Annotated in this window: 12 protein-coding genes and 2 pseudogenes; 12 read left to right on the forward strand and 2 right to left on the reverse strand. The window is 66.6% G+C overall.

From position 1 onward, the window contains the following. The first annotated feature begins 143 nt into the window (after positions 1-143). The 3 genes from VGG53_RS05815 (at position 144) to VGG53_RS05825 (ending at position 3,374) form a co-directional block, all read left to right on the forward strand. Positions 144-1,673 (forward strand): aldehyde dehydrogenase family protein, encoded by a 1,530-nt coding sequence (locus tag VGG53_RS05815; protein WP_331517041.1) that lies wholly within the window; start codon positions 144-146, stop codon positions 1,671-1,673. A 233-nt stretch (positions 1,674-1,906) separates the two neighbouring features. After that, positions 1,907-2,701, forward strand: coding sequence for an alpha/beta hydrolase (locus tag VGG53_RS05820; RefSeq protein WP_331517042.1), 795 nt, complete (start codon positions 1,907-1,909; stop codon positions 2,699-2,701). Further along, entirely contained in the window at positions 2,685-3,374 is a 690-nt protein-coding gene (locus tag VGG53_RS05825; RefSeq protein ID WP_331517043.1) for a helix-turn-helix domain-containing protein, read from the forward strand. Before VGG53_RS05820 ends, VGG53_RS05825 begins: the two co-directional genes overlap by 17 nt. 17 nt (positions 3,375-3,391) lie before the next feature. Here the strand turns inward: VGG53_RS05825 and VGG53_RS05830 are convergent, their stop codons facing one another. Then, on the reverse strand, positions 3,392-4,603 hold the full coding sequence (locus VGG53_RS05830; RefSeq protein WP_331517053.1) for a CoA transferase: 1,212 nt from the start codon (positions 4,601-4,603) through the stop codon (positions 3,392-3,394). 41 nt (positions 4,604-4,644) lie between these two features. After that, positions 4,645-5,406, reverse strand: a complete 762-nt coding sequence (locus tag VGG53_RS05835; RefSeq protein ID WP_331517044.1) for an SDR family oxidoreductase — start codon at positions 5,404-5,406, stop codon at positions 4,645-4,647. 174 nt (positions 5,407-5,580) lie between these two features. On the opposite strand from VGG53_RS05835, the gene VGG53_RS05840 reads away from it, so the two are divergent. From VGG53_RS05840 to VGG53_RS05875, 9 genes and pseudogenes are all read left to right on the forward strand, one after another. Next, on the forward strand, positions 5,581-6,579 hold the full coding sequence (locus VGG53_RS05840; RefSeq protein ID WP_331517045.1) for a dihydrodipicolinate synthase family protein: 999 nt from the start codon (positions 5,581-5,583) through the stop codon (positions 6,577-6,579). Between the two features lie 22 nt (positions 6,580-6,601). Continuing rightward, a pseudogene (locus VGG53_RS23970) lies at positions 6,602-7,213 on the forward strand (acyl-CoA dehydrogenase family protein); the annotation flags it as partial. 69 nt (positions 7,214-7,282) lie between these two features. Then, a pseudogene (locus VGG53_RS23975) lies at positions 7,283-7,714 on the forward strand (acyl-CoA dehydrogenase family protein); the annotation flags it as partial. Beyond that, the gene (locus tag VGG53_RS05850; RefSeq protein ID WP_331517047.1) at positions 7,711-8,715 is read left to right on the forward strand and encodes an acyl-CoA dehydrogenase family protein; all 1,005 of its coding nucleotides are present in this window, start codon (positions 7,711-7,713) and stop codon (positions 8,713-8,715) included. The pseudogene VGG53_RS23975 and the gene VGG53_RS05850, both read left to right, overlap by 4 nt. Beyond that, positions 8,712-9,524 (forward strand): enoyl-CoA hydratase/isomerase family protein, encoded by an 813-nt coding sequence (locus tag VGG53_RS05855; protein WP_331517048.1) that lies wholly within the window; start codon positions 8,712-8,714, stop codon positions 9,522-9,524. Before VGG53_RS05850 ends, VGG53_RS05855 begins: the two co-directional genes overlap by 4 nt. Then, the gene (locus VGG53_RS05860) at positions 9,521-10,264 is read left to right on the forward strand and encodes a 3-oxoacyl-ACP reductase family protein (RefSeq protein WP_331517049.1); all 744 of its coding nucleotides are present in this window, start codon (positions 9,521-9,523) and stop codon (positions 10,262-10,264) included. The genes VGG53_RS05855 and VGG53_RS05860 overlap by 4 nt, the downstream gene beginning before the upstream one ends. Further along, on the forward strand, positions 10,261-11,904 hold the full coding sequence (locus VGG53_RS05865) for an AMP-binding protein (RefSeq protein WP_331517050.1): 1,644 nt from the start codon (positions 10,261-10,263) through the stop codon (positions 11,902-11,904). The genes VGG53_RS05860 and VGG53_RS05865 overlap by 4 nt, the downstream gene beginning before the upstream one ends. Continuing rightward, positions 11,901-12,725 carry an acyl-CoA thioesterase gene (locus VGG53_RS05870; protein ID WP_331517051.1) on the forward strand — a complete coding sequence of 275 codons (825 nt, stop codon included), beginning with the start codon at positions 11,901-11,903 and terminating at the stop codon, positions 12,723-12,725. Before VGG53_RS05865 ends, VGG53_RS05870 begins: the two co-directional genes overlap by 4 nt. After that, the coding region (locus tag VGG53_RS05875; RefSeq protein ID WP_331517052.1) for an enoyl-CoA hydratase-related protein at positions 12,722-13,206 on the forward strand (485 nt) is incomplete at its 3' end. The genes VGG53_RS05870 and VGG53_RS05875, both read left to right, overlap by 4 nt.

Below are 13,206 nucleotides of genomic sequence, written 5' to 3' on the forward strand. Positions count from 1 at the left end.
CTACTTCGAAAATCATCTCTGCCCCTGAGAAGATACGTCATGTGTGCAAAAAGAACATAGTGTTCTCTTCAAAAGAAGCGGCTGTTAGCGTCAGGTGTGAAGGGCCGCTATCGAGCGGAGTCCTGGAGACGGAGGTATGCGCCGTGAGTGACCGGTGGGATTACGACAAGATGTTCATCGACGGCGCCTGGACGGCCGACGACACAGTCGGGGTCATCGAGGTCATCGACCCGGCCACCGAGGAGGTCATCGGCTCGGTTCCCGATGCGGGCCTCAAGGCCACCCATGCCGCCATCGTGGCGGCGAGACGGGCCTTCGATGACGGGCCCTGGCCGCGGACGTCGCCGCGGGAACGCGCCGCGGTGTTACGCCGGTTCGCCGCCATCCTCGATGAGCGCCACGATCTGCTCAAAAAGCTGGTGATGGCCGAGTCTGGATCGGTCGGCTTCCTCGCCGACATCATTCAGGTCCGCGGCACCATCGACATCGCCGAATGGATTTCCGAGGCAATGGAACTCGCGGTGCGCTGGACCGAAGTGTCACCGCCCGCGGGGGGCCCGACCGGGATGGCCGGGCACGCCGTCGTGCGGGAGCCGGTCGGTGTGGTGGCCGCGATTACCCCGTTCAACTTCCCGTTCTTCCTCAACATCGTGAAGGTCCTCCCGGCTTTGGCGGCCGGCTGCACTGTCGTGCTCAAGCCACACCAGTGGACGCCCCTGGATGCTTTCGAGATCGCCAAAGCAGCTCATGATGCCGAGCTTCCCCCCGGCGTGCTCAACGTGATCGCCGGCGGGCCAGAAGTCGGCGAGGAGATGACCACGAACCCGCTGGTCGACATGGTGACGTTCACCGGCTCCACCGCGACCGGGCGGGCCATCATGGCGGCCTCGGCGCCCACGGTCAAACGCCTCCAGCTCGAGCTCGGCGGCAAAAGCGCTTCGATCGTGTTGGACGACGTCCCCGAAGATCACGTCGCCAACATGGGAATCATCACCTCGATGATCCATGCCGGGCAGGGCTGCGCCATCCACACCAGAATGTTGCTACCGGAGCACCTGCTCGACGCGTACGTCGACGGAGCCAAGAAGTCGGCTTCGTCGCTCAAAGTCGGCGACCCCCGGGAGCCCGACACTCTGATCGGCCCGTTGATCCGCGAACAGCAACGAGCCCGGGTAGAGGGGTACGTGCGGTCCGGCCTCGATGAAGGCGCCGAGCTGGTCTTCGGCGGCAAACGCCCCGCCCACCTGGCCAAGGGTTTCTTCTACGAGCCGACGCTATTCATCAACGCCAGCAACGACATGCGGATTTCCTTGGAGGAAATCTTTGGTCCGGTCCTCACCGTGATCACCTACAAGACCGAAGCCGAAGCGATTCGCATCGCCAACGATTCGATCTACGGACTCGGTGGCGGCGTCATCGCCGGCAATACCGCGCGCGGCTTCAACGTCGCCCGCCAGATCCGCGCCGGAAACGTCTCGGTGCAGACCGTTGGTTCGCCCACCACTAACGCCGAGGCTCTTGGCAACTCCGGCCCTGGCTGGTCGGCGGATCAGCCCAGCGGTGTGGGCATCACCGGTGTCTTCGGCGGATTCAAGCAGAGTGGAGTCGGCCGGGAATGGGGCCACCACGGAATTGAGGAGTTCACCGAACTCAAGTCCATTGCCTGGAGTTGAGGCGGCTGTCGCGCTATTGATAGACGAGCTGGCTTAGCTTTAGCGTGTTAGCCTCGTCAGACGGCACCTATGCGTTTCATACTGGTAGAACGCCATGGGCGCCATGCAAGCATTCACTGGAACACCAGCCGAGGTGCTAGGGAGGCACATGAAGGTCCAATTGCGGTCGTATGTCGCCGAGAGGACCTGCGCTCTGCCGGTGAACGAGAACCACGTTGTTATTGACGGGCATCGTGACTGAACAGCTGGGCATCTCTGGTGGCTTCACCTATCAACACGATGGGTTGACATTGGCCTACACGCTGGTCGGCGACGGACCGCAGCCGATTCTGTTCGTCCACGGTGCGACCGCTACCGGCGAGTTCGAGTGGGCTCGCCTGGCTGCGGCCCTCGGGCCAGGTTATCGCTGCATCTTGCCTGATCTTCGCGGCCACGGCCGGTCGGAGTTCCAGCCGACGGCAACGACGGGCGACGATGTCCGCTCGGACCTGCGCTATCTGATTGACCACCTGGACCTGGGCCGCCCGCATGTGGTGGGTTTCTCCTACGGCGCTGAGATTGCGCTGACGTTGGAGCTGGAGAATCCCGGAACGGCACGATCCCTGGTGCTCATCTCCCCGGGGACCGGACGTCCCAGCGACTACCGCGCTCCGCGGCTGGAGCATCTGTACCGGAGTTGGCCCTTTGCGCTGCGACGCCTGCACGAGGCCACCCATGGGCCCGAGCACTGGCGCGACCTGGTCACGGCGCTGCACCAGGACAGCCTGGCCTGGCCTGAGTTGACCGATGACACGCTGGCCGGCGTCGCGTGCCCGACCCTGTTGATGGCAGGCGAGCGGGACGAGTCGACACGTCGGCAACAGGGTCGACGGTTCGCGCACGTCAATCCGCGGGCCCGGTTTGTCGAGATCGCGGGCGCGGCGCATTCGGCACACCAGAAGTGCCCAGATACGGTCGGGGAAGTCATCGGTGACTTCCTTGCCGAAGTCGACTTGGAGAGAGCGGAGCGTCATGGCGCGGTCAACTGAGCTGAAGGCGAAGAAGAATCACGAGCCGGCGGAACCGCAAGTACCGAGTTGGCAGCGGGACAGTGTCGACCGGTCGCTGCGCAATGCCCGCGCGCGTGCCCAGGCCCGCAGCGACCGCTTCGTCTCGGCTGCGATAGAGCTGCTAGGGGAGCGCGACGAAAGCGACTTCACCATTCAGGACGTCGTCGACAAATCGAACATGTCCCAGCGCACCTTCTACACCTTCTTCGACGGCAAAGACAGCCTGCTGTTGGCGGTGTACGAGACGATTTTGCGGACCACGGCGATGCCGATGATGCGGGAGCGGTGTGAAGGCATCGCCGATCCCGTGCTGAGGCTGCGGACCTTGATGGAGGCACTGTCCGAAATCACCGCGATGCCGGCCCGACTGGCGCGCGGGCTCAGTGTGCTGCACCTGCGGCTCGCCGAGTCCCGCCCCAATGACCTCGCTTACGCCCTGGAACCGCTGCATTCCTTCATCGTTGAGCTGCTCGAAGCGGTTGCCGAGGCAGGCCTGCTCCGGGACGACGTCCCGCTTGCCACCCAGGCCGCGCTGCTTCAGGAACTGCTGTTGGCGACGTCGCACTCGGCGGTGTTGTCCGGCGGGCGGACGACCAGTCTCGATGACCTGTGGGCGTTCTGCTCGGCGGCCATCCTGCGCACCACGACCTGACGCCGCGGCGGCTTGCCTCAGGTCACCGCACCAATGACTTTGAGGTCGATCAGTTCGTCGTCGGACTTGCCGAGCGCTCGCAGAATGTCGTCGGTGTGCTCAGCGAATTGCGGTGCCCGCGTGATCTGTATCGGCTTCTCGTCAAACTGGACCGGATTGGCGACCAGTTCCCGCGCAGTGCCCGCACTGTCGAGCACTTCGACGATCAGCCCGTTGGCCCGCAGAGCGGCGTCCTGGCCCACTTCCCACGGATCCTGCGCGATAGCCCACTGGCCTTCCATTCCGGCGAACCGGGTGACCCATTCGGTGAGAGGCCGCGCGGCAAGCACCTCCTGCACGATCTCGGCCGCTACCGTCGCATTGCCCATCAGCGCCTCGGCGGTGGCGAATCGCTCGTCGGTGATGAGGTCCTCACGATCGATGTGCCGGCAGAACTCCGGCCAGTACCGCGCCGACTGCAGCATGGCCAGGACGAGCCAACGGTTATCGGCGGTCCGGTAATTGCCGACCAGCGGGTTCGTCGGAGCCGAGTTGCCGGCCGCGCGGGGCGCCGGCGGGCCGCCTTCGAGAAGTGCGAAACCCACCGGGAGCGCGTTGGCCCAGGCGCCCACCCCGAGCAAGGACACGTCGATGACGGACGCCTCACCGGTGCGCTGCCGCGCGAACAGGGCGGCGGCGATGCCCCCGGCGATGGTCATTCCGCCCAGCGAATCACCGTAGGCGCCGGCAGGCATCTTGCACAGGCCGTCGTAGTCCACCGGGGTGGTCCCCAGCGCGCTGCCGCCTCGAGCCCAGAAGGCGGTGCTGTCATAACCGCCTTTCTCGCTGTCCGGGCCGGTGGCGCCGAAGCCGGATCCGCGGACGTAGATGATGTCCGGGTTGATCTTGCGCACGTCGTCGAGTTCGATGCCCAGCCGCCGGCGCGCCGCAGGCAGAAAGTTGGTCAGAAACACGTCGCTGGTGCGGATCAGTTCGTGCAGGATCTCCAGCGCTTCGGGCCGCTCCAGCGCAAGGCCCACGCTGCGCTTGCCCCGATTGGGGTGTTCCATCAAGGGTGCAAAAGACCCGGTGCCGACCGGCATGCCCATCAGGGCGCTGAGGCCACGCTGGGCGTCGCCCTTTTCGGCGTGTTCAACCTTGATGACGTCGGCGCCCCAGTCGGCTAACACCGCACCCGCTGCCGGGACGAAGGTGAACTGTGCCACCTCCAGCACCCGCACGCCATCCATCGGTCGAATCACTGTGTCTCCTTTGCGGTTTCGGTGGCGGATCAGCTGCTGGCCGGGCGGACATGCACCACGTCCATCATCAATTCACGGGGCCGGGTGATGACGTCGTGCAGCACCTCGGCGACGGCGGCGGAGGTGAGGAGCTGGGTCCCACTCATCCGGGTCAGGTAGCCGTCGGCTTCCCATAGCGGCCAGGCCTTTTCGAGGTCGCCCGGGCCGAAGTTCTCGTCGATTCCGGTGTCTCCGACCGCGCCGAGAATGACCAGGGTTACCCGGATTCCCTCTCGTCGCAGCTCCTTGCTCATGGCTCCGGTGAAACCGTTGAGGCCACGTTTGGTGGCGGCGTAGAGGGTCATCATCGGCATGTCGTCCAGGGTGATCTCCGAGGAGATGTTCATGATGTCGCCGCCGCCGGCCGCGCGCAGCAGCGGGATGGCCGCACGCGTCGTGTAGATGGGGGCGATCAGGTTGGTGTTGACCGTGACGGCGATGTCGTCGTCGCTGGCTTCTTCGATCAGCCGAATCCGGCTGGCACCCGCGGAGTTGATCAGGACGTCGATGCGGCCGAACTCCGCGGCGATTTGATCGAACGCGGCGTGCACGTCGTGGCTGCTGGTGACATCAGTGACGATCGGGACGGCGGTGGGCCCGATGATCTCCACAACCTCGTCGAGCAGCAATTTGCGCCGGGCCAGCAGCACTACCGTCGCGCCGTCCTGCGCGAGACGAATCGCGGTGGCCCGGCCGACACCTCTCGATGCGCCGGAGACCACGGCGACTCGGCCCTCCATGCTCTGCGACATCAAGCTCCTTGTGTTGCCGGCTCCGGCCCTATCGGAATACGCGGATACGAGTGCATCTGCAATGCACCTGTTCCTTGCAATAGACGCAGATATGGTTCTACCATGACGCGTACGTGATAGTCATCACCTGGCCCGAGAAACTCGCGTCCGGCAATAATGCAGAAGGAGTCGGTTGTGGTCACAGGTGTCACCGGCAAAGAGGCGAAGGACTGGGCGTCCGAGCACCTGTGGGGCAACTGCAGTTCGCTGTACACCCCGTTCTGCGGTCTCGACGGCGACGAAATCGACTACGAAGGGTTGCGCGCATTGGTGCGGCACTGCCTGGTCGAGCTTGACCAGGACGGTATCTGGCTGACCGGCGGCATCGCCGAGTTCTGGTCACTGACCACCGACGAACTCAAGGAAGTAGCTCGGGTTGCCATCGAGGAGGCCCGACGGGTCAGACCCGGCGCGTTGGTGCAGGTGATGTCGAGCACCGACACGGCTAAGCAGGCCGTCGAGCTCACGCTGAACGCCCAAGAGTTGGGCGCCGACATCTGCTACATCCTGACGCCTTATTTCGAGTGCTCCGGAAAGCCCGGTGTGCTGGAATACCTGCGCTATGTCGCTGACCGCACCGATATGCCGCTGGGCTTCTTCAACTCTCACTCGACCGGGCTGATACTGACGCCCGAGGAATGCGTGGAGCTCTACCGCGAGATCCCCGCACTGTGCGGGTTGAAGAACGGGCTGCTCGACGCGCAGCACAGCCTCGCAATCCATCAGCTGGCGCCGGAGATGGTGCTATGGGAAGCGGCCGATGAGGCCGGTATCCGGTTGGGGATACCCCACCCAGGGGCGCTCGGTTCGGCGCTCTACCTCTACGAAAAGCCGGGCGCATTGCTGTTCAGCGAATGGCGAGAATTGCTGATACAGGGCGATTTCGAGCGCGCCGACACCTTCACCGCCGAGACCGGTTTGACCGCCATGCGCGAGGCGAGCCGTCGCTACCAGTCCCATCCCGCGCGCCCCGGAATGTTCACGCACTGGGGGGCAGGATTCAAGTTCGGCGCTTCGTTGCTCGGACTGCCCGTCGGTGATCACCCCGCCCGCCCGCCGCAGACCGCCTTCCCCGACGAGCTGAAGCCGCCGATCCGTCGGGCCTACATCGCCTCTGGCTTCATCGAGTCCTGAGAACGGAGGACTGGTCGTGGAGGTGCGCGAATTTCGCGCCGGGGTGCAGGCCTGGATCGACGAGGTCGGAGCGTCGCTGGTCCCTGGGATCGAAGACCAGGGTGTCCAGGCCCAGTTGGACCATCAGCGTCGCGTGCAGCGGTTGCTGTTCGACGCCGGTTGGATGCGCTGGGGATGGCCGACGCGGGTCGGTGGCCTGGGGGGCTCGCCGATCCTGCGCGCCGTCCTCGGCGAGGAACTCACCAGCAGGGCGCTGGTGCACACCACCTCCTGGTCGATGCACGAAGTGCTCGGGCCGGCGGTGGCCGAGTTCGGCCGGCCCGACCTGGTCGAAGACATCTTCCCGCTGCTGTTGCGCGGCGAGGAATTCTGGTGTCAGGGGTTTTCTGAGCCCGATGCGGGCAGCGATCTGGGATCGATGCGCACGACTGCGCGCCCGTACCGCGACGGCTGGGTGATCAACGGAGAAAAACTATGGACCAGCTGGGCTCACCATGCCACCCGGTGCGTCGTGCTGGCCCGCTCCGGCGGCGCCGGGTCGCGCGGCATCAGCGCCTTTTTGGTGGACATGGACACACCGGGAGTGACCGCGAGCCCACTGGAAACGATGGCCGGGGTCGACGAATTCTGCTCGACGTCATTCGTCGACGTCGAGGTCCCCGCGCAGCGTCTACTCGGCGACCTCGACGCCGGCTGGCGGGTCGCACAGTTCATCCTGTCCTGTGAACGGGGCCCGATCTTCTGGCAGCGCGGCGCCTGGCTCGCCCACCATCTCGGTCTGCTCCTCGACACCGCAGCCGACGGACCGTCCGCGTCGGCGCTCGGCGAGGCGTATCAACTCTTGTGGGCCTTCCGCGCCGTCTCGAAGAGCACGCAGGACCGCATCGCCGCGGGAGAGCTGCCCGGTCCCGAAGCCTCGGTGGACAAAATCCTGATCGCCGCCGCCGACCAGGCCGTGTTCGACCTGGCGCGCGATCTGCTGGGAGGGGACATAGAAACCAGCGACACCGCCCGCAGCCGGGCGTGGCGCCGCGAGTGGGCGTATTCGCGAGCGGCCACCATCTACGGGGGTACCAGTGAAATACAGAAGGACATCGTGGCGTCGCGGCTGCTCGGATTGCCGAGAAGCGCGTGACTCACATTTTCGGGACCCACACCATCGACCCCGCGGAGCGGACGCTGATGGCGGCGACGCTGCGCGGGATGGCCGAGGAGCTTGACGGCACCGAGCTTGCGGATGCGCTCGATGCGTTCGGATTCGCCGACCTGCTGGCCGAGGCGCCCGCCGACGCGGTGTCCGCGCTGTTCACCGCACTCGGTCGCGCCGGATCGATGTCGACGTCGCTGCAAGATGTGCTGCTGCGGCCGTTGGCCGACGACCTGCCCATCGCAACGACGGAATGCAATGTCGTGCTGCCCGGCATCGGCGCCGACCTGGTGGGCGCGACCGACGATGAGCTGCTGGCAGTACGCGGTCTGGTCATCGGGGCGCGCCCTGCGCCAATGTATTTGGCGCCGGTGGCGATTCGCGGTGAGCTGGCCTGGGTTGGTCTGCGGGAGTCCTCGGGGATCTCGACGCGGCTGGTTCAAGGACTTGATCCGGCATTGGCGATGACCGAGGTCACCGGGGTCGACGTGTTGGCCGACGTGATCATCGCGGGGAAGCAGGCCGCGGTGGCCTGGGATGCCGTTGCGGCGGCAGGGCGGCTGGCGTTGGGCTACCAGATGCTCGGAGCCGTCGGCACGATGATCGACCTTGCCGTCGACCATGCCCGCAGCCGGGTGCAGTTCGGCCGGCCCATCGGGTCGTTCCAAGCGGTACGCAATCGCCTGGCCGATGCGCACGTCGCCCGCGAGGGCGCCGCCGCGGCCCTCGCATCCGCCTGGGACGCCGACGACGCCGTCTTGGCGGCTCTGCTGGCCAAATCATTGGCGGGGCGCGCAGCCCGGATCGCCGCCACGCAGTGCCAGCAGGTGCTGGCCGGCATCGGCTTCACCGCCGAGCATTCGTTCCACCGTTTCTTGGCCCGCGCAGTGGTGCTGGATTCAGTGCTGGGCTCGGCCAGCGACCTGCCCGCGACGATCGGCGCCCGTCTGTTCTCGGCCGGGACGGTCCCGCGGCTGGTGGACTTGTGAGCGGCGGCGATCCGTCTCGCCCAGATGCGCACCCGGCCGTCGTCGTCGAACGTCTGGGGTCGGTGGCGCGGGTGACCTTGGCCCGGCCCGAAAAGGCCAATGCCATGGACGCCGAGATCACCGACGCCCTGCTCGGGACGGTCCTGGCGCTGCGTGACGACCCTGACGTGCACGCCATGGTGCTCACCGGCCAGGGCAGCGCCTTCAGCGCCGGCGGGGACTTCGAGACCATCCGCGCGATGCGCGACGACCGCTCTATGCGCGACACAGTCTTGGATGCCCATCAGGAGCTGTTTTGGGCGATGACGCGCCTGCCGTTTCCGACCGTCGCCGCCGTCAACGGCGTTGCGGTCGGCGCTGGCGTCACGGCGGCGCTGCTGTGCGACCTGGTCGTGATGGCCGAAGACACTTTCCTCAGCGACCCGCGGGTATCGCTGGGGCTGCTCGACGGCGCCGGCGGCTTCCTGCTTTGGCCCTTGCTGACCAGCCTGTCTGCGGCCAAGGAATATCTACTCCTGGGCGATCGGGTCAGCGGTACCGAGGCGCATCGCCTGGGGCTGGCGAACCGCGTGGTACCCGCATCCGCGGTGTTGGAGGAGGCGCTGCAACTCGCCAACCGCCTCGCCGCGCTCCCGCCGCAGGCCGTCCGCCAAACCCGCCAGCTGCTGAATTTCCACATCGACCGGGTGGCTGAGTTACTGCCACGTTGTGCCCGCGCTGAGAGCGAGTGTTTCGACACCGAGGAGCACCGCGTCCTGCTGGAGCGGCTGAGCGCACGAGTGGCGGCCAAGAACGCGAGCACCCCGTGACGGGTCGTGTCGCGTTGGTCACCGGCGGAACCCGGGGGATAGGTCGGGCCATCACCGACCGGCTGACGCAGTCGGGTGTCGCGGTGGCCGCGGCGTACGCCCGCGACGACGTCGCCGCGCACGCGGTGCGCGACCAGGCTTCGCGATGCGGGGCCACCGTGAGCCTGCACCAGGCCGATGTCGGGGAGGCGACATCCTGCCAGCGGCTGGTCGCCGAGGTTCTCGAGGAACACGGGCGGCTGGACTATCTGATCAACAACGCCGGGATGGTCAACGAGCAACGCCTCAGCGAGGTCAGCCCCGAGGACTGGCAGCGCCAGCTCGCGGTGAACCTGTCTGCGGCGTTCTTCCTCAGCCAAACCGCCCTGGCGCACATGACCCAGCAGCGCTTCGGGCGAGTGGTCAACATCGGGTCGGTCACCGCGCTACTGGGCAGCCCGGTGCAGGTCGCGTACGGCGCCGCCAAGGGCGGCATCGTCGGGCTGACGAGATCCTGCGCTCGTGCCGTCGCGCGCAAGGGCGTCACGGTGAATTGCGTGATCCCCGGCAGCTTCGACACCGATCTGTCAGCCGAGCTGGTGTACACCGACCGGGAGGCGGTGAGGTCGATGATCCCGGTCGGCCGCTGGGGCCGGCCCGAGGAGCTGGCGCACGCGGTCGCCTTCCTGCTCGACGACCTCGCGTCCTATGTCACCGGGGCGGTCCTGACCGTCGACGGTGGAATGAGCATGGGCGGATGAGGATGGACCGAACTCGACTCACTGCATCCGATATCGTGGCGCCGCCGGTGGCGCCGGACCGACTCGCGGAATATCGGCGGTTTGGGTACGTCAGCGACCTGACGATGGCTGCGTCGGTGGTCCGTGCCGCGCGGCAGTGGGGCTCGCGGCCGGCCGTCATCGAAGGCGGCCATCAGCTGAGCTACCAGGAGCTGCTCGAGATGGTCGAACGTGCGGCCGCGTGGCTGGCCGGCTCGGGCGTCGGGCCCGGCGACGTGGTCTGCTGGCAGACGCCTAACTGGTGGGAAGCGCACGTGCTGGGCCTGGCCGTCTGGCACGCCGGGGCAGTGAGCTGCCCCATCGCCCCGTTCTACCGGGAACACGAACTACGTCAGGTCATCGAGCAGGTACGGCCGGCCGCTGTGGTGACCGCCGAGACGTTTCGCGGCTTCGCCCACGCCGAAGCGTTCGACGACCTACTCGCCGCGGCCCGCCTCGGCGACGTCGCCCGCGTCCTGCTGCGCGGAAGCCGGCCGGGCTGGTCGTCGTTCGATGTGGTCGTCTCGCATGGCCGTCGGCAAGAGTCCGCCGCCGTCGGGCCCGATGAACCCTGCCTGATCCTGTTCAAGTCCGGGACCACGGCGGGCGCCAAGGCCGCGGTGCACTCCTCGCGCACGTTGCTTGCCGAAACCCGCCAGCTCGCCGACGCGTGGGGCCTGTCGTGGGAGGACGTCGCCTACATGGCCGCCCCACTGCAGCACATCACCGGCGTGCTCAACGCGATGACGATCCCGTTGTTGGTCGGCGCCTCCGCGGTGTTGGCCGAGAGGTGGGAAGCCGACGTCGCGGTTTCCGACATCATGCGCCACCGGGTGACTTATTCGGCCGGGGCGACGGTATTCCTGCAGGAATTGACTGACGCCGCCCGCGCCGCACGCGTGCACCTGCCGTTGCGGATGTTCGCGTGCGGGGGCGCGGCGGTGCCGCGCGTGGTGCTGGAACGCAGTGAAGAGCAGGGAATTCCGGCTGCCCGGGTGTACGGGATGACCGAGCTTCCGACCGTGACGGTGATGAACCGCGCCTATCCATTCGACCTGCGCGCCGAGACCGATGGCGCGATCGCCCCGGGGGTGCAGGTCCGGGTCGTCGGGACGGATGGCGAGCCACTGGGCGCGGGCTGTACCGGCGAACTGCTGGTGCGCGGACCCGAGCAGATGCTGGGCTACCTCGACCCTGACGCCAACCTGGCTTCCCTCGATGACGCGGGCTGGTTCTCCACCGGGGATGTCGGCGTCGTCGACGGCGCCGGCTTCGTCACCATCACCGGGCGGGTCAAGGACGTGATCAACCGTGGCGGCGAAAAGTTCTCCGCCCGCGACATCGAAGACCTGCTCGTCAGACACCCCGCGGTACGCCACGCGGCCGTCGTGGCCGGACCCGACGCACGGTTCGGCGAGGTACCCGTGGCGTTCGTGGTGTTCGAGCAGCCGAACCAGGTATCTGCCGACGACCTGTCCCGTCACCTGCACGCCACCGGATTGGCCCGCCAAAAGACACCCGTTGCATGGCATTTCGTGGACGCTTTGCCGATGACACCGTCGGGCAAGGTCAAGAAGTTCGAGCTGGTCGCAACAGCGAACACAGTGGAAAGGCTGCGATGAACCTCGATCAATTTCGCGCCATGCTCACCCTGGACGACGGCACCGAGGGCCGCACCGTGCTGCCCGTCCCGGACCCGAGCGTCGAGCGGATCTTCGGTGGACAAATCATGGCACAGCTCATTGTTGCTGCCGCGCCGCCGGGATCGGCCAAGGCGGTGAAATCACTGCAGATCGCGTTCCCGCGTGCCGGACGCGCCGCTGAGCCGTTGTACTTGGACCTGGAGCAAACCCACGACGGGCGCTCGCTGGGGCATCGGCGTGCGGTGGCGTGGCAGGGCCAGGAGTCCGCCCGCCGGGTGATCGCGACCGCCTCGATCCTCGTCAATCGCGCCGACGACGGATACGACTATCAGTACACCGCCGCCGAGGCCGGTGATCCGATGGCGGCCAAACCCATTGACTTCGCTGTGATCCCGGGCGAAGCCCGCCTGATCGGCGACGGTCTGGATGTCGAGGATGCCGTGACCGCGGACCTCGGGTTCTGGATACGCTGCCTCGACTTCACCGATACCGCGCTTGCCCAACCCGTCATTGCCTACATTTCGGACTGGCCACTGATCGGCACCCTGCTCAAAGCGGTGCCCGGGGTAAGCCAGCGCGATGCCCACGTCACCGTACAAACCGGTGTCGTGACCCATTCGGTGTGGTTTCACCAGCCGTTCGACGTCGCGCAGTGGCTCCGGGTGCAGATCCATGGCGTGCGATTGGTCGGTGGCCGCGGCTTCGGCACCGGCGACGTTTACACCCAGTCCGGAACACATGTCGCGTCCTTCGCACAGGAAAGCGTCGTGAGGACCCCTCCGAAAGGAATGCAACCATGACAGCGCAACACTTCGTCCGCTACGAGGTCGATGACCGGGTCGCGGTCATCACCCTGGACCGCCCCGAGGCCGCCAACGCCCAAACGCCGGGCGTCCTCAAGGATCTCGATGACGCTTGGCGGCGCGCCGACGAAGACGCCGATGTCCGGGTCATCGTCTTTCAGACCACCGGTAAGCACTTCTCCGCCGGACACGACATGTCGGGCAACGACCCGTCGGCCGATGGGCGCAACCTGCGCCCGCAGCGCACCGACGGCAAACTCCTCGCGGATACCTACTACGACTGGGAGACCCGCGGCTACCTGGAGTATGCGAAACGCTGGCGCGACATCCCCAAGCCGTCCATCGCCGCGGTGCAGGGCAAGTGCATTGCGGCCGGGTTGATGCTGTGCTGGCCGTGCGATCTCATCGTCGCCGCGGACAACGCTCAGTTCTCCGATCCGGTGGGTCTGATGGGCATCATGGGCATCGAATACCACGC

This window comes from Mycobacterium sp. (genome assembly GCF_036490025.1).
Taxonomy (GTDB): Bacteria; Actinomycetota; Actinomycetes; order Mycobacteriales; family Mycobacteriaceae; genus Mycobacterium.